Source organism: Glaciimonas sp. PAMC28666 (genome assembly GCF_016917355.1).
Taxonomy (GTDB): Bacteria; Pseudomonadota; Gammaproteobacteria; order Burkholderiales; family Burkholderiaceae_D; genus Glaciimonas.
The window spans coordinates 3,427,885-3,448,258 of record NZ_CP070304.1; the positions used below are offsets into that span (position 1 = coordinate 3,427,885).

The 20,374-nt window shown below is 49.5% G+C and carries 19 protein-coding genes; 14 read left to right on the forward strand and 5 right to left on the reverse strand.

Annotation, left to right across the window (positions count from 1 at the left end; genetic code table 11):
* Positions 1-17: 17 nt before the first annotated feature.
* On the reverse strand, positions 18-317 hold the full coding sequence (locus JQN73_RS14695; protein WP_205319610.1) for a Flp family type IVb pilin: 300 nt from the start codon (positions 315-317) through the stop codon (positions 18-20).
* An 872-nt stretch (positions 318-1,189) separates the two neighbouring features.
* Here JQN73_RS14695 and JQN73_RS14700 point away from each other — a divergent pair.
* The 13 genes from JQN73_RS14700 to aroG all read left to right on the forward strand — a co-directional run bounded on the left by JQN73_RS14700 (position 1,190) and on the right by aroG (position 15,759).
* Positions 1,190-2,170 carry an alpha/beta fold hydrolase gene (locus JQN73_RS14700; protein WP_205319611.1) on the forward strand — a complete coding sequence of 327 codons (981 nt, stop codon included), beginning with the start codon at positions 1,190-1,192 and terminating at the stop codon, positions 2,168-2,170.
* Between the two features lie 306 nt (positions 2,171-2,476).
* Complete coding sequence (locus JQN73_RS14705) at positions 2,477-3,223, forward strand: acetoacetate decarboxylase (protein ID WP_205319612.1); 747 nt, start codon at positions 2,477-2,479, stop codon at positions 3,221-3,223.
* A gap of 9 nt (positions 3,224-3,232) precedes the next feature.
* Positions 3,233-4,015: a 3-hydroxybutyrate dehydrogenase gene (locus JQN73_RS14710; RefSeq protein WP_205319613.1), complete on the forward strand. Its 783-nt coding sequence runs from the start codon at positions 3,233-3,235 to the stop codon at positions 4,013-4,015.
* 395 nt (positions 4,016-4,410) lie between these two features.
* Positions 4,411-5,124, forward strand: a complete 714-nt coding sequence (locus JQN73_RS14715) for a dUTP diphosphatase (protein ID WP_205319614.1) — start codon at positions 4,411-4,413, stop codon at positions 5,122-5,124.
* On the forward strand, positions 5,111-5,353 hold the full coding sequence (locus JQN73_RS22800) for a cytochrome P450 (RefSeq protein WP_205319615.1): 243 nt from the start codon (positions 5,111-5,113) through the stop codon (positions 5,351-5,353). Before JQN73_RS14715 ends, JQN73_RS22800 begins: the two co-directional genes overlap by 14 nt.
* On the forward strand, positions 5,289-5,600 hold the full coding sequence (locus tag JQN73_RS22805) for a cytochrome P450 (RefSeq protein WP_205319616.1): 312 nt from the start codon (positions 5,289-5,291) through the stop codon (positions 5,598-5,600). Before JQN73_RS22800 ends, JQN73_RS22805 begins: the two co-directional genes overlap by 65 nt.
* A 129-nt stretch (positions 5,601-5,729) precedes the next feature.
* A complete protein-coding gene (locus tag JQN73_RS14730; protein WP_205319617.1) occupies positions 5,730-7,745 on the forward strand; it encodes a PQQ-binding-like beta-propeller repeat protein in 2,016 nt (671 codons plus the stop codon).
* 324 nt (positions 7,746-8,069) lie between these two features.
* Positions 8,070-10,115, forward strand: coding sequence for a PQQ-binding-like beta-propeller repeat protein (locus JQN73_RS14735; RefSeq protein ID WP_205319618.1), 2,046 nt, complete (start codon positions 8,070-8,072; stop codon positions 10,113-10,115).
* Between the two features lie 311 nt (positions 10,116-10,426).
* The gene (locus JQN73_RS14740; RefSeq protein WP_205319619.1) at positions 10,427-10,840 is read left to right on the forward strand and encodes a GMC family oxidoreductase N-terminal domain-containing protein; all 414 of its coding nucleotides are present in this window, start codon (positions 10,427-10,429) and stop codon (positions 10,838-10,840) included.
* A 457-nt stretch (positions 10,841-11,297) separates the two neighbouring features.
* Positions 11,298-12,104 (forward strand): class I SAM-dependent methyltransferase, encoded by an 807-nt coding sequence (locus JQN73_RS14745; RefSeq protein WP_205319620.1) that lies wholly within the window; start codon positions 11,298-11,300, stop codon positions 12,102-12,104.
* 296 nt (positions 12,105-12,400) lie between these two features.
* Positions 12,401-13,861 (forward strand): metalloprotease TldD, encoded by a 1,461-nt coding sequence (tldD, locus tag JQN73_RS14750; RefSeq protein ID WP_205319621.1) that lies wholly within the window; start codon positions 12,401-12,403, stop codon positions 13,859-13,861.
* On the forward strand, positions 13,845-14,375 hold the full coding sequence (locus tag JQN73_RS14755; RefSeq protein WP_240162278.1) for a GNAT family N-acetyltransferase: 531 nt from the start codon (positions 13,845-13,847) through the stop codon (positions 14,373-14,375). Before tldD ends, JQN73_RS14755 begins: the two co-directional genes overlap by 17 nt.
* Before the next feature lie 319 nt (positions 14,376-14,694).
* Positions 14,695-15,759: a 3-deoxy-7-phosphoheptulonate synthase AroG gene (aroG, locus tag JQN73_RS14760; protein ID WP_205319622.1), complete on the forward strand. Its 1,065-nt coding sequence runs from the start codon at positions 14,695-14,697 to the stop codon at positions 15,757-15,759.
* Between the two features lie 124 nt (positions 15,760-15,883).
* Here aroG and JQN73_RS14765 read toward each other — a convergent pair whose 3' ends face one another.
* Positions 15,884-16,516 (reverse strand): TIGR02281 family clan AA aspartic protease, encoded by a 633-nt coding sequence (locus JQN73_RS14765; RefSeq protein ID WP_240162279.1) that lies wholly within the window; start codon positions 16,514-16,516, stop codon positions 15,884-15,886.
* Between the two features lie 112 nt (positions 16,517-16,628).
* On the reverse strand, positions 16,629-17,114 hold the full coding sequence (locus JQN73_RS14770) for a YajQ family cyclic di-GMP-binding protein (protein WP_205319623.1): 486 nt from the start codon (positions 17,112-17,114) through the stop codon (positions 16,629-16,631).
* A 297-nt stretch (positions 17,115-17,411) separates the two neighbouring features.
* On the opposite strand from JQN73_RS14770, the gene murB reads away from it, so the two are divergent.
* Complete coding sequence (gene murB / locus JQN73_RS14775) at positions 17,412-18,470, forward strand: UDP-N-acetylmuramate dehydrogenase (protein ID WP_205319624.1); 1,059 nt, start codon at positions 17,412-17,414, stop codon at positions 18,468-18,470.
* 162 nt (positions 18,471-18,632) lie between these two features.
* Here the strand turns inward: murB and JQN73_RS14780 are convergent, their stop codons facing one another.
* Together JQN73_RS14780 and JQN73_RS14785 are read right to left on the reverse strand one after the other, a co-directional pair.
* Positions 18,633-18,947 carry a pyrimidine/purine nucleoside phosphorylase gene (locus JQN73_RS14780; protein ID WP_205319625.1) on the reverse strand — a complete coding sequence of 105 codons (315 nt, stop codon included), beginning with the start codon at positions 18,945-18,947 and terminating at the stop codon, positions 18,633-18,635.
* A 176-nt stretch (positions 18,948-19,123) separates the two neighbouring features.
* Positions 19,124-20,353, reverse strand: coding sequence for an argininosuccinate synthase (locus JQN73_RS14785; protein ID WP_205319626.1), 1,230 nt, complete (start codon positions 20,351-20,353; stop codon positions 19,124-19,126).
* Between the last annotated feature and the right edge of the window lie 21 nt (positions 20,354-20,374).

Here is a 20,374-nt window from a genome sequence, read left to right on the forward strand (position 1 = left end):
TGACGACAGAAAATCGATTAACGGTTATCCGACCCATAATCCTTCATGGTGCGCTGCTGAGCGGCTTTGGTGGCCGCTAGCGTTGCAGACGTGCCAGCTGCCGTAATCTCGGTCTGGCCGTCGTTTCCAGATAGTTCCGCTGCCATACCTGCAACCTGATGACGAATGGTGCTTCCGAAGGCCGCAAAAACGCCGATACTGACGACGGCAATCAAGGCCACGATAATGATGTACTCCGACATTCCTTGCCCACGTTGGCGCAATGCCGATTTAATATTTTTAATGTGTCGGAATTTGGATATTGAAAGGGCAGCCATTTGAAATCTCCTAAAGACGCGTGGTTGTGGGACGATTCCCCGTTGCAAGCAAAACAGTCGCAAAAAAATTTCCGCAGTTACGCAGTGAGATAGCCGGCATCAAAAAAACGGATGTTAAGGTTCTACAGTAATACGAGGGCTTCTTTTGGGATTGCTTTGCGGTGCTCATTGCCGGATTGATTCGGCAAATTCTGTCGAGATTCACAACTGCTGAAGCGCCGGGCGGCATCAATTCAGGAGCATTTGTTTCGGTAGTTCATCGATTCAGTTCGAGAGCGGTCTTAGTCTTTTTTAGATATTTCTCAAAATTATACGCGGCGCTTTTTTTATTTCTTTAACGCAATTGTTGTGCCATGGCATTTAAATCAAATAAATTTCGAGCACATTTATCTATGAAATTCACGGTGTTTTTTGAAGGAAAAATTAATTCAAATAGTGTGAAATTAATGCTCGGAAACTGCATTTTTTTTGCATAAAAAATAGGTGAAACAGAATCTTTTTCTTTGCGCAAACTATACGTACGAGCGTACTTATTGGCTGTCGGCCTATTATTTTCTAACGTTTAAGATGTTTTTTCACGCGACTATGGCGCAGCATTTTCCGAGGTTTGATATTTCAATTTTGAATATCAGACGCTAGTGAAGATCATTTTTGTTATATGCAAGAAATAACTGGCGTTAGCTAAGATGGAAACTAGCCCTTTCGATGGTTTGATCGTCGTCATAATTGTCACAAAAAAATCGCGTTCCATGGCCGCTTCAGATGCTATCGTTAGGCTGTATTTGTTCAACGCTTCCCACCATCATTTTCGTAAAGCGCCTATGTCCTGTTGCTCGTTTTTTTTCCCGCCTCATTTTTGGTCACGGTGTTTAATGGCGGGCCTTTTTGGTGCGATATCACTAGGCGTGCATGCCGCGCCCGATTATGGGCAGGAGCTTCAAGGCTTTCCCAGCCCCTATCCTTTGCAGCATTACGCCTTTGCATCACAGGGAGCCAATTTGCAAATGGGCTATATGGATGTTGCGCCCGTCACCAAACCGAACGGCCGTACCGTTGTTTTAATGCATGGTAAAAATTTTTGTGGCGCAACTTGGGAAGCGACTATAAAGGCGCTGAGCGTTGCTGGGTATCGCGTCGTGGCACCTGATCAAATCGGTTTTTGTACGTCGACCAAGCCGGAGCATTATCAATACACCTTTCAGCAACTTGCCATTAATACTCATGGACTGCTGGATCAGTTAGGGATAACGCAGGCCACAATTGTCGGTCATTCCACGGGAGGCATGCTGGCTACCCGATACGCTTTAATGTATCCCGCGCAGGTCGATCAGTTGGTAATGGTGAATCCGATTGGCCTTGAGGATTGGAAAGCGCTAGGCGTTCCTTACCGAACCGTAGATCAATGGAATGAGCGCGAACTCAGGATGACCGCGGATGGCATTCGACAGTATGAGTTGACTACGTATTACGTCGGGCGATGGAAGCCTGAGTACCAGCGCTGGGTAGATATGCTTTCCGGACTGAATCAAGGTCCTGGAAAAAAATTGGTAGCGTGGAACTCTGCGCTCATCTACGACATGATCTTTACGCAGCCAGTTGTGTATGAATTTAAAAATTTAAAAATGCCGACGCTGCTGATGATCGGGGAGGCCGATACGACTGCCATTGGTAGTGATATCGCCCCACCGGACGTAAAAGCTGTAATTGGTCATTATTCTGTGCTCGGAAAACAAGTCGCTAAATTGATACCAAACGCAACGTTGGTGGAATTTCCGGATTTCGGACACGCTCCGCAGATGGAAGACCCGAAAAATTTCCACAAAATCTTATTGCAATGGCTGGCAAGTAAATGACTGATATCGTTAGTTTGGCGATTCTCGAAAAAGCGACCCCTATCAAACCACATCTCTGGCAAGCTTATAAGATCGAAACGTAATTTTTGCCCGTGCGGGCGGCTATGCGGCTGTTAGGGCATAATTGTTGCGGTATTGTGATGTTAATGCTGGTATTGCCGGACGTTCTATATTTATGGTCTTTTATTATTGCCAATAAAGCCCGGTTTTAATTATCATCGACGTTAGCTAACAAACATGGGATTTCTTCGGCTGTAAAATCGAAGTAAAGCAATCGCTGTAGTATTTTTTTCATCAAGGAACTCTATGACCGAAGACGATATACGCCGTAATGCATTTGCCATGCCTTTTCATAATCCTGCATTTCCTCCCGGGCCTTACCGTTTCGTTGATCGTGAATTTCTGATCATCACCTATCGCACCGACCCTGAAGCGCTGAAGAAAATCATTCCGGCGCCGCTCCAGTTCGTTGAACCTATCGTTAAGTTTGAATTTATCAAAATGCCGGATTCAACCGGGTTTGGGCATTATTATGAATCAGGACAAGTGATTCCTGTGACGCTGGATGGCATCGCCGGAGGCTACGTTCACAGCATGTATCTGAATGACCAGCCACCGATTGCCGGTGGTCGGGAACTGTGGGGCTTTCCAAAAAAGATGGGGGAGCCGCAATTAAAAGTACACAAAGATACGATGGTCGGTACTTTGTCCTATAGCGACATACAAATTGCAGTCGGAACCATGGGGTACAAGCACCTCCCGCTCGACGCCGAAGTCATCAAAAAGTCGCTCGAAGCGCCAACCTTTTTACTAAAAATTATTCCTCATGTCGATGGGACCCCGCGTATCTGCGAAATCGTCCAGTACAGTCTGACCGACGTCACCATCAAAGGCGCCTGGAGCGGCCCTGGCGCGCTTGATTTGCGCCCCCATGCATTGGCACCGATAGCCGATTTGCCGGTGCTTGAGGTACTCTCTGCAGTCCATATTATGTCCGATCTCACGTTGCCGCATGGCACGGTTGTTTATGATTATCTCGCTACTTCAAAGTAAAGGAATGCCATGTCACTGAAAGATAAAGTCGCCCTAATTACGGGCTCAGCCAGCGGTATCGGCAAAGAAATCGCCATCGAATACGCACGTGCGGGAGCTAAAGTTGTCATCGCCGATCTGGCACTGGACGCAGCAACCGCCACCGCCAACGAAATCAACCAGTCCGGTGGTATTGCAATGGCAGTCGCGATGAACGTGACTGATGAGGCGCAAGTTGATAAAGGTATTGCCGATACGGTTGCCGCCTTTGGCAGCATTGACGTGCTAATCAGCAACGCTGGAATTCAGATCATTGCCCCTATTGTCGATTCGACGCTGGATAACTGGAAAAAAATGCTGGCGATTCATCTTGATGGCGCTTTTCTCACCACGCGCGCAGCTATGCGAGAAATGATTAAGGCGGGGACGGGCGGTTCGATCATTTATATGGGATCGGTGCACTCGCATGAAGCCTCGCCATTAAAAGCGCCTTACGTAACCGCCAAGCATGGATTAATCGGATTGGCAAAAGTGGTGGCGAAAGAAGGGGCGAAGAATAAAATTCGTGCCAACGTCATTTGCCCCGGCTTTGTCCGCACACCGTTAGTGGAGAGACAGATTCCAGAACAGGCCAGGGAATTGGGGATCACCGAAGATCAGGTCGTCAAGAACGTGATGTTGAAAGATACCGTCGATGGCGAATTCACCACGGTGCATGATGTCGCACAAACTGCGATATTTCTTGGCGGTTTCGAGTCAAATGCACTGACCGGACAGTCGATAGTCGTTAGTCATGGCTGGTTTATGCAGTAATGTTCCTGAAACGGTCCACGGAAGGCAGGCATTGCTTCAATTTTATTGTTAATGTTGCTTTCCTGGTTCGTACTACGTAGTCCGTCATATTAATCCGCATCAGGCGGCGTGCAGCGCTCGCCGCCTGATGACGCGAATCCGTAACACGCTCTTTCTGTAATCATTCCCTTTTTGCACCTCGTTCGTGCTCCACTGCGCGCGCCTCTTTTTTTCGTTCAAAAAAAGGAGCGATAAAAAGCTCCTTTCATTCAAATTATTTTTTTGAAAAATAGCCAACCTCATGCGCGGGCGAAAAATCAGAAAAATCGTAACAGACTTATCTCGCTTTATACGATGTGAATCTTGCGATGTCGCTTATAGTGAAGCGAAGCGAACAAAATCTCAGATCGGTCGTCGTGAAAAAAATCAGTGTCGAACAAGCAGAAACCATTCTGACGTTGCAGGATAATATCAATCGGAAGGTAGACGACCATTGGTTGAATTCGGGATACCCCTATTTGCGCGGAGTACTGGTTGAGGCCGTGGAAGCACTGGATCACTACGGATGGAAATGGTGGAGTTCCGCACCGAGAGACTTATCTCAGGTACAGATCGAGCTCATTGATATTTTGCACTTTAGCCTGTCCGATCTGATCAGTGAATGTGGCGGCAATTTGATCACTGCCACAAGTGTTCTCTTAAGTCGCTCCGATCCTGAGCTGGATGAATGTTATTTCGATGGCAGAGCGTATGCAATTGCGGACTGTGACGTTCCAAAGCTTCTGGAGCTGATCGCCGGTGTTGCGGGTAGCGGTCGCAATGAACTACCTTTGCTTGAGGTCACGTTTCGTGCGTGTGGTCTGAACTGGGATCAGATCACGGTTCTTTACATTGCGAAACACGTTTTAAATGTGTTTCGCCAGAATCATGGCTACAAAGACGGCTGCTATACCAAAATATGGGGTGACAAAGAAGATAACATCCATCTGGTTGAAATTGTGTCCTATCTCGATCCCGCTGCAGCCAATTTTTCAATGCAAATCTACGGCCTCCTCAATGAACGTTATGCTTTTTATGCGTTAGCGCGGCAACCTATCATTTGTGTAAAAAGCGTGCATGCAGACAATTGAAGATATCCCCGGTCCTCGCGGCCTTCCTGTGCTTAGTAACCTTCTGCAATTAAAGCCTTCCCTTACTTATCGGCTTCTTTGTGACTGGGCTGATCACTACGGTTCCATTTACGCCTTCCGTATCGCCAGTCGGCGGAATGTAACCATTTCTGATGCTACGTTAATTGACGATTTTTTACGCGATCGCCCCGAGAAATTCAGACGCAGAAGCGCATATTTTTCATCCTGAACGCTGGCGTGGTAATTCATCTTCTGAATATAATTCCCATAATTCGAAAGCTTTTTTACCATTTGGAGCGGGCTTGCGCTATTGCCCGGGCCAGCGCTTGGCCATGTTGGAAATTATGATGGCGTTGGCGATGCTGGCTAAAAATTTTACGGTCAGATCTGTGCCCGGTCTATTGCCAACGCAAGAACATTGCGCGTTCACTTTGTGTCCGACCCATGTGGTCGTCGGCTTGCACCGGCGTCAGTGACGCGACGGATATCCATATTGCTATTCCTGCATTGAAAAAAATTTATATGTACCTTAGCGGCATATAAAAATTCGTAATTTTTTACACAATTTTTCACTTACAAAACACGCGAAGTTGCGTCATAAACCTATGCATTTATTTACCAAAAAAAATTCTATCGCCCGCCTGTTGCCTTTGGCGATAGGCCTGATCGCCCTGTCAAACCTTGCATGTGCCGTCGAGCCAAATGTGATTTGGGAGCACAAGCCAGATAACCGTCCACAATTTTACAGCCTGCTAGTGGATACGCAGGGCGATCTTTACGCTCGCCTGCTGAGCAATCCGATACCTCCTGCTGCTCCGGTCAATGGCGTACTCGCCTTTCGTAATGTCAATAATGCGTTTCAGGAAAAATGGCTGAAGCAATATGTTGAGCTTGAGGGATCTAAAAAGGCCGCCTACTTTAATCTACTCCTTAACGGTGATACGCTCGTCGCGACATCACAAGACAATGGCAATTTGCTTTTTGTTGAACGAGACAAGGGCACCCTTTTAAAAACCGTAGACACGGGATTGTCGGACCACCGACTGAGCGAGCGTGACGTTGCGGCATCCCAATGGTCTTTCAGCAAGCCAGATGAAATGCTCTATTTCAATGGATGTTTTGCCGATTCAGCGGATCCGAAATTGTTACGCCCTACGCTGGTAGGAGTGGGGTTCGATGATAGTGAGATTAAGTGGAAAAAGCCGCTTGCTAAATACCGTCGTTGCGGAGAGTGGGGCGCGAGCAGCTATTTTCGACCTTTTCCTTCAACGATAGACTCTCATGGCGTATTGCACATGACGCAGCGAGGTACCGATACATCAAAAGTGCCGCAAGGATATATCTATTCCGCCGAATCCAATGGTGACGCATTAGCGAGCGCCACATTTTCTTTGGCGCCCCATCAGCCTGTGATGGGCTACGATGGCACTCTATATTTTCTTGCTTCCACAAACCGGGCGCAGGAAGGAACTGACTATACGTTATATGCATCAGATACTGATCAGCAACCACTGCGATCACTTCATACCTTTCAAATTAATGCGCCTGTTACCGATCCAATGCTGCCTGAGCCTATCATCTCAGGCTCCGCGATTTATTTTGTTGATTCAGCGGACAAAAAGAGTTGGGCTATTACTAAGCTCATTCTCGACCCTTTGGAGACCTCCCCCGCTTGGACCTTTACCTTGCCAGAAGGGGATTCAATTACAAGCACGCCCGCTATCAGCGCCGCAGGCACTTTATATATGGGAACGGAAAAGACACTTTACGCAATCGACTCCAAAACGGGTCTCGAAAAATGGAGTACAAATAAGTATGGCGTAACGCGACAGTTGTCGATAGGCTTAAACGGAACGCTTTACGCAATTGCTTGTGGAAACAGCTGCATTGTTGCGATAGAAGGTGATGGAACACCTTTGTCTAATGGCCCCTGGCCGAAATTTCGTGGTGATCTGGGTAACACAGGGCAGGTCTCAAGCAACACTGAGGAATATCCCGCCAAGCTTCCAATCGAGGCCAAAATATTCGCCTCGCACGCGACGGTGAAAGGACTTCAAACGCTGACGTTAGACGGTAGCGGATCATACAGTGATGCGGTGGGTGGACTGAAATACGGTTGGAGACAAACAAAAGGTCCGCTACTTAAGACACCCATCATTGGCGCTTCGCACACCCGCGCCATGATAGAAATTCCCCCCGTCTCACGTACCGCAATCTTTAGCTTTACGCTTGAGGTCAGTGATAGGGATCATCGTAAGGCTAGCAGCGCGGTTGAAGTGATAGCGCATCCTGCAGCCGAACTAACGCCCCCAAAGTTTGATGTCTTCACTTCAGCGCGCAAGTTAGCGGATTCTGAGGACTATATTGTTGTCGGAGGCAAGCGAGTCAGACTAACCGCGCATTTGTCACCTCTCAATACGCTGGGAGATCCTATGACATATCGCTGGATAGAAATTACCAAGGGCTACAAAGCCGGTCTCGCGAGGGACCGCCTGCGCGACGACGAAGTAAGGGCAACTATCCCACGCGTAAATGCTGATACGACTTTTACGTTTGAGTTCGTTGCAACTAACAGTGCTGGAACTAACCGCAAAATAGTGAACATCAGGGCCACACCCTGACTCTTGATGAAATTGGTTTGCCTGGTAGATTTCCGCAACGGAGACATTCGCAAACACTTATATCCCGCACTGATCGTCGTTGGCATCACTACGTCTGCTCAAACCGAACGTTCGCCGTGGAAAAGTGATCGCGATGTGTCGTTATGGGATAGAGCATTGGATTTCGATACCTATAATTCTCAGACGGCTGCAATGGAGCAATGCAATTTTTTATCCAACTACAACGCATATCGGGCGGACTTCCCTGTTACTCCACACTCCCGTAACTAGTGCCCTTTAATGCACCACTGGTTCAACCACGCGAATTTGCAATAAAAGGAACGCATGAGCTCATTAAATTTTTCAAAAGCACCAAAGCGACCGACAATCGGTTTGCTACCTCTGCTCGTGGCGATAGCGACGTGGTCAGGTTCGGCCCGGTCAGCATCCGGCGATTTGAAATGGAAATATGCCCCGTCACAGGGCCGGGTAATCACGCTATTTCAAGGACTGGTCCTGGATAAAAAAGGTGATCTCTATGCGGGGGCAATGCGCTATCAGCAGAGCCCTACGCTTGATCTACAGAAAAGAGAGTATGGCCTGATCTCATTGATGGTCGGAGGTGCCCTTTCCGGAAGCGTGCCTCACATAAAATGGAATCAGACCTATATCCAGGAGCTGGGTGAATCTGCCGGTGGTCAGCCAAATCCATTTGCGAGCCTCATCATAAAAGATGACATATTGGTTGCGCAACAATACGAAAACACCGTGATAGTGGCTGTTAACAAAAATTCTGGGCAGCTTCTGAAAAAAATCCCGCTCCCGGTGACTGCGGAAATGCGCCGGGGCCCGGGCGCATTGGGCAATGACGGAATGCTTTTTTTGAATCGTTGTGAAAATGATTCGAACGCGATCCGGCCAATTTTATATGGTGTCAGCGTTGCAGAGGGTAAGACGCAATGGAAAAAGCAGTTGGGACATCGTTCATCGATCTGCAACCAACTCACTTTTGGAGAGTATCAGGCGTTTGCACCAGTGTTGGATGCGACTGGTATTGCCCACGTATCGACGCAACTAAATTTTTGGTCAGAAAGCATTCCCGCCGGAACGTTCCATGCGGTGACGAATGATGGCAGCATCACGGATGGGGCGGAACTCCCGATGCGTCCGCTCCAGTCGTCGATGGGAGAAGAGGGACGCGTCTACACGCTCGGATACAAAGACAGGCCTTCCGCGAAGACCGATTATGCGCTCTACGCCACTTCGCCGAACCAGCTTTCCGAGACGCTGCTTAGTTTTACCATGAATTTTGGGTACTTTGGTGATTGGTCCAGCGAGCCTGTAATTTCGGGATCCTCGCTCTATTCGATCGACTCATCGGGCGACGGATATCGGTGGGCAATGTCTGCACTCGATTTGAGCGCGAAGCCCGTTTCACGGCGCTGGACATTTCCTTTAACGCTGGGCGATGGCGGCAGCTATGCTGAGCGTCCTACATCAACGCCAGCCGTCAGCGCAGGGAACACGCTTTATCTGGCGACCAATCAAGCCCTGTATGCTATCAATGCAGAGACCGGTGTCCCGAGGTGGAAAAAAACTGAGTATAAGGGGATTAAAGATTTGACCATCGGCCTGGACGGCACTCTTTATGCCGTGGCGTGTGGCGATGCTTCCTGTGTGATTGCCCTGGAAGGCGATGGAACACCTTTGGCAAAAGGCCCGTGGCCGAAGTTCAGAGGCAACCTGGCGAACACTGGGCAATTTTTAGACAGCACAGCGGAGGACCCTGTCGAACCACCTATCGCTGCTAACGTAACTACCTCGCACGATACGGTGGAAGGCCTGCAAACGGTAACGTTAGATGGGCGCGCTTCTCATACTGATTCAGAAGGTGGATTAAAGTATCGCTGGAAACAAGCCGGGGGTCCGCTGCTTAAAACCCGTATTATCGGTGAAACCCATTCTCAGGCGGCGATCGAAATTCCTCCGGTGAGCAGCGCCACAGCTTTTAATTTCAGGCTTGAAGTCACGGATGGGGAAGGGCGCACGGCTAGCAATAACACTGAGGTGCTTGCGAATCCGCCTGAAATAATGCATCCGCCTCGGTTCACCGTCTCCCCTTCAGCCAAAAAGTCAGTGAAAGGTCCCAAGCGTATCAAGTTGACGGCCCTTTTGTCACCTCTCAATACGTTGGGCGACCCAGTGACTTCTGGCTGGAGCGAAACGACGACCGGTTACAAAGCCGGTATTGTCAGAGATCGTGTGCGTTCCGATCAGGTGATCGCAACCATTCCACACGTGACCGAGAAGACAACTTTTACATTCGAATTCACCGCGACCAATAGTGCCGGTACCAACAGCGAGATAGTGACTATTCACGTCATGCCTTAAGAGCCTGCGAGGTTTGGTGTGCCGCGCTAATTTTTTTTTGCTTAGGTGTTTCAGGATGCGCGCCAAGCCCATCAGGTCAACGGCTAAAAGGTGCGATATCAGTCCAGAGAGATCACGAACAAAAAAATGCCATGCCACTTAATACTTCCTCGCTATTAAAAGATGCATGACCTTTAGAAAGGAGATTGCATTAAAAATAATTCATCTCGATCATTGAAAAAAATTAGAAATTCTTTAGTAATAGATAGCAATGGCGGCATTAAAAAAAATAGAGCGAAGGCATTTTTTTTAAGGATGATAGAGATGCATACATGAGAATTGCAACGGAGAAATTTGATTATATTGTGGTGGGTGCGGGATCATCCGGATGCGCACTCGCGGGACGATTGGCCCGGCTTCTTCCGCAGGCAAACATCGCTCTGATCGAGTCGGGGCCGAATGATCATAGCGCGCTCGTCAAAATTCCAGCTGCTTTGATTCTACAGTTACCGGTTCGCTCGGGGCGCAACTATGCGTACCAGACCGTTCCGCAACAGGGGCGCAATGATCGGTGTGGCTATCAACCCCGGGGAAGAGGTCTGGGCGGTTGCAGCTCTATCAACGCCATGGTGTATATACGCGGGCATCCCGGCGATTACGACAGCTGGGCGGACGGCGGATGCAATGGTTGGCGCTGGGAGAGGTCACGCATAGACGAATCCCTCACGTTACTTTTTTTGACTTAATGCACAGGATCAGTCATGCAATTACGATACGGATGGTGAATGCCCATTGGGTGAAATGGATATTTTCAGCATGGCTCTTGAAGGTCATTGCAGATAGCATTACCGTCTGAAGTTTTTTGTACGGTTTCAGAGAATTATTTTCTACCGATGGCGACCGCATGCGTGTGACCTGGCCGCTTGCCTATCTCCAGTTAACAGTAAGTGGAGAAAAACACCCTACGCGGAGCCTCTTTGGCTTAACGCAGCACCACTGTGATGATATCGGTGGCGCAAAAATCTGCTAAATCCGCCGGTGACATAGTTATCGCGTTGCAGTCGCGCGTTTGAATTTTAGCTGTACTACGTGATCGCAAGGATACCAACCCGGTCGTTATTCCTATTCTCCTTCTGGTGGTAGAGAACAGCCGTTCGACGATGACTTCATCGTTTTAATCTTCAACTAAAAAGACGCTAAATTATGACAAAAAATACGCCCTCTTATTTGCTGCAGGTCGGTGTTGCGGATCGTGAACGGCTGGAAATATTGGCGGAGCTCTATAACCCGGGAAGTCAGTCATTTTTGCAAGCGGAGTTAGATAAATCGTCTCGATCTATTCTCGATATTGGTTGCGGCCCCGGTCAGATGGCTTGTTGGTTTGGAGAGAAATTTCTCGATAGCAAGGTCGTGGGAGTCGATATATCGGACGCACAATTAGCAATTTGTGAGAAAAGGAGGAATGATTTGGGCGTTCCTAATGTTCAGTTTTTCAATCACGACATTACCGTTGAAAAAATTGATCATCCTTTATTCGATGCCGCGTACTGTCGCTTTTTATTGATGCACCTGGAGAAATGGGATGGCTTCTTTGAACAGACATTAGCGGCATGTAAGCCGGGCGGGTCAATTTTTATTGAAGAGCCGGCATTTCCATTTTTTTGTTATCCCGAGAGTGCCTCTTTGCATCGGGCGAACGTGTTGGGTAATCAATTAAGTACCATGGCTGGTTTGAATTTTGACTGTATCGCACCACTTTGGCGATATATTAGACATCTTGATGTCGATGTTTGTGCGGTTAAGTTCAGTCAACCTGCATTGACAACATCGCGTGAGAAAAGCCTTTTGTGGCGCTCTTTTCATCAAATCAAAGACGTCTTGCTCGTCAGCAAACTCGCGACGCTGGCTGATGTCAACGAGATATTGACCGACCTTGACGCGGTAGCGCGTGACCCTCGCAGTCTGGTCGGAGGCTTGCGTGTTATTCAATTACATCTGAAGAAACGTTAAAAAAGATTATTAAATATATTATTAATAATATTACTAAGAAGATTACTAAAAAGATTACTAAAAAGATTACTAAAAAGATTACTAAGACGATTAATGCGTCAGGATTTTCTAACCATTTTCTGACCTTACCATAGGCCCTGTTACCTGCAAGCTCAAAGCTTGCCTGGAATATGTCCAACGCATTCTGGTCTGATTTCAATCAAATTTTATTGCGTTTTTTACCCGTTTACTGCAGTCGGCAATAGGATGCTCTACAATCGCTGGTAATCTGTCCACATTGCAAGGCACGAAACGATATGAAACCATTCGAACCCAATCTTCATGCACTCGCCGTTGCGCGCGACGTTCTGCTCACGCCGTTTGGGCTGGACGAGTCCAGCCTGCAAAAAGCGTTGGCGACCATGTTCACGCACAAGGTGGATTATGCTGATCTTTACTTCCAGTTCACCAAAAGTGAGGGCTGGAGTCTGGAAGAGGGCATTGTAAAAACCGGTAGCTTTTCCATTGATCAAGGTGTCGGCGTGCGTGCGGTCTCTGGCGACAAGACGGCGTTCTCTTATTCAGACGAGATTTCCGAACGGGCGCTTCGCGATGCGGCCATAGCCACTCGTACAATTGCGCGTCAGGGAGCCGGTAAAGTAAAAATAGCCAGCGTCATGGAGCAAAAAGGCGGTCGTTCGCTGTATCTGCCCAACGACCCGTTGACCTCGCTGGACGCCACTGAGAAAGTAAAATTACTCGAACGTGTCGAACGTATCGCCCGCGCCAAAGATCCACGCGTGGTGCAGGTCATGGCGGGACTCGCCGGGGAATATGACGTTGTGCTGGTGGCACGTAGCGATGGCGTTATCGCGGCTGATATTCGCCCACTGGTACGCTTGTCAGTGACCGTTATTGCCGAAAAAGATGGTCGCCGTGAAATGGGCAGCAGCGGCGGCGGCGGTCGTTATAGCTATAGTTATTTTACCGACGCATTGCTTGAAAAATATGCGGCTGAAGCTGTCGCCGCGGCACTGGTGAATCTGGACGCTCGTCCGGCACCTGCGGGTCCGATGACCGTGGTGTTGGGTAACGGCTGGCCCGGTATCTTGTTGCACGAAGCGATTGGTCACGGCCTTGAAGGCGACTTCAACCGCAAAGGATCCAGTACTTTCTCTGGCCGTATCGGTGAGCGGGTTGCGGCCAAGGGCGTGACGGTGGTTGATGATGGAACGCTGGCGGATCGTCGTGGCTCGCTCAACATCGATGATGAAGGCAACCCGACCCAGTGCACCACGCTGATTGAAGACGGTATTCTCAAAGGCTATATCCAGGACACCATGAATGCGCGCTTGATGAAGATGCCAGTTACCGGCAATGCACGCCGCGAGTCGTTCGCCCATCTTCCTATGCCGCGGATGACTAATACCTACATGCTCGCCGGTGATAAAGACCCGGCTGAGATCTTGGCGTCGGTTAAAAATGGTTTGTATGCAGTCAATTTTGGCGGTGGTCAGGTCGATATCACTAACGGCAAGTTCGTGTTTTCCGCAAGCGAAGCCTACATGATTGAGAACGGCAAGGTCACTTATCCGGTGAAGGGAGCCACATTGATTGGGAATGGACCTGACGTGCTGCATCGTGTGTCGATGATTGGCAACGACATGCGTCTTGATCCAGGTGTGGGCGTCTGCGGCAAAGAAGGTCAAAGTGTGCCGGTCGGGGTGGGGCAGCCAACGCTTCGGATTGACGGCGTGACCGTTGGCGGCACTGCTTGAGAGTAAAGGAAGTTTGGTGATGAATGCGGTTGCCGGATCGGGTGCGCTGGAAAATACGTTATCGCTGCAATGGAGCTGGCTTCCGTTTGAGGCCCTAAGTTCGACGCAGATGTATGACCTGCTGGCGTTACGTCAGCAGGTTTTCGTGGTTGAGCAGGCCTGTGTTTTTCAGGACGCAGACGGTATTGATCGGCACTGCTGGCATGGACTTGGGTATCTAGCCGATGGACATCTGGGGGCTTACGCACGGATTGTGCCGCCGGGTCGTGTTTATCCTCAGGCATCCATTGGCAGAGTAGTGACAGCACCGACTTTGCGTGGTGTGAACGCCGGTCATGCACTGATGGAACAGGCCATGGCGCAAGTCGCATTGCTGTTTCCCGGGCACGACATCAAGATTGGTGCGCAAGCGCATCTGCAGCGATTTTATGGTCGTTACGGCTTCGAGGTATGTGGTGATGTCTATGATGAGGATGGCATCGACCACGTTCATATGGTCGCCACTAAAGCATGACAAATGCGGCTGAATATTATTCTCGGCTTGCTTGGGTGTTAATTTAATATTCATTTTTCAAGTAATTATTTTTTTAGGTTGAGTGATCAACGCTTGCTAAATTGTCGAAACTACTGCATTATCTGGCCCAGAGTTCTAACTAATTACCAGAAGACATGACTTTTTCAAACGCTTACTTTTATTTTTACTTTAGCTATTCGAGCCCTAAGGCGGTGAAAAGCGGTAAGCGTTCGTAATTAAAGAACAAACCGAAATTCAAAAAAACCGCCCCTGATGGCGGTTTTTTTATTCCCAGTCACTTTTTAGCCAGGAGAGAAAAATGCCACGCACCGACGACTTGCGCATACGAGAAATGAAAGAATTAACGCCACCATCCCATTTGATTCGCGAATTTGGTTGTACCGAAAAAGGTGCCACCACTGCAGCTGATTCGCGCATTGCGTTGCATCGGATTTTGCACGGACAAGATGACCGTTTGATGGTTGTGATCGGACCTTGTTCGATTCATGACACGAAAGCGGCAATGGAATATGCCCGTCTTTTGCTTGTCGCACGCGATCGCCTGAAGGGCGAGCTGGAAATTGTCATGCGCGTGTATTTCGAAAAGCCTCGCACCACCGTCGGCTGGAAAGGTTTGATCAACGATCCTTACATGGATAACAGTTTCCGCATCAATGACGGTTTGCGCATGGCGCGCGAATTGCTGTTGAATATCAATGAGCTAGGCTTGCCAGCGGGTACCGAGTTCCTCGATGTCATCAGCCCGCAATACATTGCGGACCTGATCAGCTGGGGTGCGATTGGTGCTCGTACCACTGAGTCCCAGGTCCATCGTGAGTTGGCATCCGGTTTGTCGTGCCCGGTCGGCTTCAAGAACGGCACCGATGGTAACGTTAAAATTGCAGTCGATGCGATGAAAGCTGCATCGCAGCCACATCACTTTCTATCGGTCACCAAGGGCGGCCACTCAGCGATTGTGTCGACCAATGGAAACGAGGATTGCCACATCATTCTGCGCGGTGGTAAAGCGCCGAATTATGATGCGGTCAGCGTTGATGCGGCTTGCAAGGACATCGCAGCGAACGGTTTGGCGCAGCGTCTGATGATCGATGCTTCGCATGCGAACAGCTCGAAGAAGCCGGAGAATCAAATTCCTGTATGTGCCGATATCGCACGTCAGATTGCCGCTGGGGATGATCGTATTGTCGGCGTCATGGTGGAGTCTCATCTGGTCGCAGGACGTCAGGATCTGGTCCCGGGCAAGGAATTGACTTACGGTCAATCGGTCACGGACGGTTGCATCAGTTGGGACGAGAGCATTGCCGTGCTGGATGGATTGGCTGCGGCGGTCAAGCAGCGCCGATTGATAAAAAGCGCGGCGTAATTCGAGCCATCGGCGATAAAATAATCGCTCTTACAAAGCAAAAAAAGCCCGTTCAGTCATCTGAATGGGCTTTTTTATTAGCATTGCAGTGATGCCTGAAAGCCGGCCCAGTGGTGCATTTTCATCAAAAGCGCTTGGTCAATACCATCATATCTCCCTCGCGCTGCATGTCGGTCCGGTTAAGGAAAGACATGCCGAGCAATGCAAATGACAAACCAGATTCCAATACCGCTGCATCGACTTGCGTCAGTTCGATATCACCAACTTTGACAGTATCGAGCCGCACCCGATAAGCGGGCGTCAAACCATTAGCGGTGCTCATCATTGTTTTCGGGCCTTGCTTATAGTTGATACCAAGTCTGATGGCATCTGCCGCAGGCAGAGCGATGACGGTCGCGCCAGTGTCCACCAACATGGACATTGATCCGCCATTGATCTGGCTTTGCGCCATGAAATGGCCCGCGCTATTGACCTTCAAGGTGACACTAGCGCTAGCACTGGGGGAACTGCGGCTAACAAACTGGCCGATACCGATGGTCTCCAGTTTGCCTTTTACGTTCACCGTCGCAGTTGATCCGGTCACCGACTTCAAGCGTATGTCTGCGCGGACGTTATCACCGACAGAATAGGTTTTCGGGGCTGCGCCATCAATCACCAATACCGCTTTCCCGGGAAACAGACCGGCCACCCCGATATCGGTTGCCTGGGCCGATAACACCATCGCTGTTAGCAAAATACCCGCCGTCAGTTGATGCATACGCGTGGGCTCTCGATTTTTCGATAGGGAAATGGTGCTATAAGAGGACGGAACGCGAACGCGCTATTCCGCTGTCAAAAGATTACGTTCGAGGGCAGGTAAATAAGGTTGCTTAATCCCGGAAGTTATTAAACTCCAGCGGCAAGTCCGGCACTTCCTTACGTAGCATCGCCATCGCAGCTTGCAGATCGTCGCGCTTGGCACCAGTGATGCGGACGGCGTCGCCCTGGATGCTAGCTTGAACTTTCATCTTGCTGTCTTTGACGACACGCACGATTTTCTTGGCATCGTCGGATTCGATACCATTCTTGATCTTGATGACTTGCTTAACCCTGTCACCGCCGGTTTTTTCAATCTTTCCCATGTCTAAAAACCGTACGTCGACGCTGCGTTTCACCAGCTTGCCGGTGAGGACGTCGCGGACCTGGGCTAATTGAAATTCGGAGTCAGCGTAAGCGGTCAGATCGCGCTCTTTCAGTTCAACGCGAGCATCGCTGCCCTTAAAATCGAAGCGCGTGGCAATCTCTTTGCTGGCTTGCTCGACAGCATTTTTAACCTCGGCAAGATTGGCTTCGGAAACGGTATCAAATGATGGCATTTTGGTAATTCCTTAATGTTTTCTAATGGTGCGGTACCTAATAATCCCTGCTTCTCGGGATACTCCTGAGTAGCTATCGGATCTGGCTCCATAAGCGAAAGAAATATTTCGCGGTAACTAAGCACGTGGCAGACGGCATCTTTATGGGGAAATTCGTTCACCCTCTATTCTATCGTGTCTATCGAACAAAAAACCGGGCGGCCACGGCTTCCCTCATTCTTTGCATCATGTCGCCTGCTTTAACGGAATTTTTGTTGCAGATTTCGTTGGATAAGTGTGACTTACGTATAATCTTGTATGTCTTCAAACTACCAAACCGACGCGGCTTCCATAGCGAAACTAGCGGTGCAGTCCGACTTCCCCATGCGTACATTCAATACACTAGGTATTGAGGCGATAGCGCATGCCTATTTTTCTGTTGGTTCGGTAGCCGACTTGCAACTGATCCGCTTAGATCCAACGTGGTCCGCGTTGCCGCGTTTGATACTGGGCGGTGGCAGCAATGTGGTGCTAACACAGGATTTCTCCGGCCTGGTACTGCATATCCGCAATCAGGGTATTCAGATCGTCGGTGAAGATAGCGACGCGATTTATGTGCGCGCAGCAGCGGGTCAAAGCTGGCACACACTAGTGGAATGGACCCTGGCGAACGGATTGGGTGGTCTGGAAAATCTATCGTTAATACCCGGTAACGTCGGCGCTGCGCCGATTCAGAATATTGGCGCTTACGGGGTTGAGATGCAGGACCGTTTTCATGCGCTCACCGCATTCGATTTTCTAACGGGTGAAATCCTGACCTTACGTCACGAAGATTGTGCTTTTGGCTATCGCGACAGCATCTTTAAGCACGCCTTATGCGACCGCGCCGTCGTGATGGACGTGACATTTTCGTTGCCTAGGCGCTGGCAAGCAGAGGTGCGTTACGGCGACATCGCTGACGAACTGGCGGCACGTAGCATCCTCCGGCCCGACGCGCGTGACATCAGCAATGCCGTAATCGCTATTCGGACGCGCAAGCTGCCCGATCCTGCAGTAATAGGCAACGCGGGCAGTTTTTTTAAAAATCCGATCATTCCCGCTGCACAACGAGATGCATTACTCAGTCATTATCCGGCGCTGGTCAGCTATCAACAAACAGACGGGGGGTATAAGCTTGCCGCTGGTTGGTTGATCGATCAATGCGGCTGGAAAGGCAAGGCGTTGGGACCGGTTGCAATGTACCAAAAGCAGGCGCTGGTTCTGGTCAACTTAGGCGGAGCAAGTGGGCAGGACGTTGTGCGACTATCGAAAGCCGTTCAGAGTGATGTGATGACCCGCTTCGGTGTAACGCTGGAACCCGAGCCAATATTTGTGTGAGTGGGGGCGACGAGCAAGTCGCCGAAAATTCAAACCCGATCGTGACCTGATGCTTGAAATCGGGCAAGTTCAAGCTCCGCGCATAGACACGCCTGCTGCATCAGGCTGCGCAGGCGCTTTTCGTTGATGCTAATGCCCTGTATTGGCCAGCTTAACGCTGGATCACGCGTAATGACAAACGTAATTTAGCGTCTCAACGGTTTCGATATCAAAGCTCGAATTCGCAGGAATATCAAAGCTGTCGCCAGCTGCATATTTCGTCCAAAGCGGCTGGTCTTTTTGACGTACCTGGCAGATGCCGCTAGTGACGTCCATGATTTCGGCTACACCAGTATTGAAGGTCAGTGTCGAGGGCAGAATTACACCAAGGGTTTTTTTTATTCCGCCTTCCAGGATGATGGTGTGCGAAACACATTTTCCATCGAAATAGACGCTGGCTTGGGTCAGGACAGATACGTTATCGAATTGCGTGCTCATAATGAAAGCCTTGTAGTTGGATAGATGAAAGTTGGTTCAGTTAGGTCTGCGCTCAAAGCACCTGAACATGTTTTGTACGATAAAAAGTCCCTGTTGATCAACGCATCAATAGGGACTCTTTATTTTGTCGTTACGGCTAATTGCTGCCTGTTTATCTCTCGCTCATGCCTTGTGGATTAACCGCGCTGATTGCGCGCATTCGCAGCGATCCGCAAACGTAACGCATTAAGCTTGATAAAGCCACCTGCATCGGCCTGATTGTAAGCACCGCCATCTTCATCAAACGTAGCGATCTTCATGTCGAAAAGAGAATCGGTTTTCGAATCACGGGCCACGACGATCACGTTACCTTTGTATAGCTTGATGCGAACCCAACCGTTGACGCTTAGTTGGGTTTGATCGATCAGCGTTTGCAGCGCAACGCGTTCAGGCGCCCACCAGAAACCGTTATAAATCATCGATGCATAGCGTGGCATCAGATCATCTTTCAAATGCGCGACTTCGCGATCCAGCGTGATGGATTCGATGGCGCGATGTGCGCGCAGCATGATGGTGCCGCCCGGCGTTTCGTAGCAACCGCGTGATTTCATCCCGACGAAACGGTTTTCGACCAGATCCAGACGACCGATACCGTGTTTGCCACCCAGGCGGTTGAGTTCGGTCAGCACGGTTGCTGGTGACATGCGGGTGCCGTTAAGGGCGACGATGTCGCCTTTTTCGTATTCGATGTCAAGATATTCGGCCTGGTCCGGTGCCGCTTCCGGGCTGACGGTCCAGCGCCACATGCTTTCTTCGGCTTCAGCACTTGGGTTTTCCAAATGACGACCTTCAAAGCTGATGTGCAGCAGGTTGGCATCCATTGAATAAGGTGCGCCGCCATTTTTGTGTTTCATGTCGATTTCGATACCGGCATCGGCTGCGTACTGAAGCAATTTTTCACGCGACAACAGATCCCATTCACGCCATGGTGCAATGACTTTAACGTTAGGCATCAACGCATAAGCACCGAGTTCAAAACGCACCTGATCGTTACCTTTGCCGGTTGCGCCGTGCGAAATCGTGTCTGCGCCGGTTTCGCGGGCAATCTCGATCAGACGTTTGGCGATCAGCGGCCGCGCAATTGATGTGCCCAACAGATATTCACCTTCATAGACCGTATTGGCGCGGAACATAGGGAACACGAAGTCCCGCACAAATTCCTCACGGACGTCGTCGATATAGATGTTCTCTGGCTTGATGCCGAATTTCAATGCTTTCTGGCGCGCCGGTTCCAGCTCTTCGCCTTGACCGAGATCGGCCGTGAACGTGACGATTTCGCACTGATAGTTATCTTGTAACCACTTCAGAATGACTGAAGTATCGAGGCCGCCAGAATAGGCGAGAACTACTTTTTTTACGTCGCTCATGATTCGCTTTCCAATATTTCT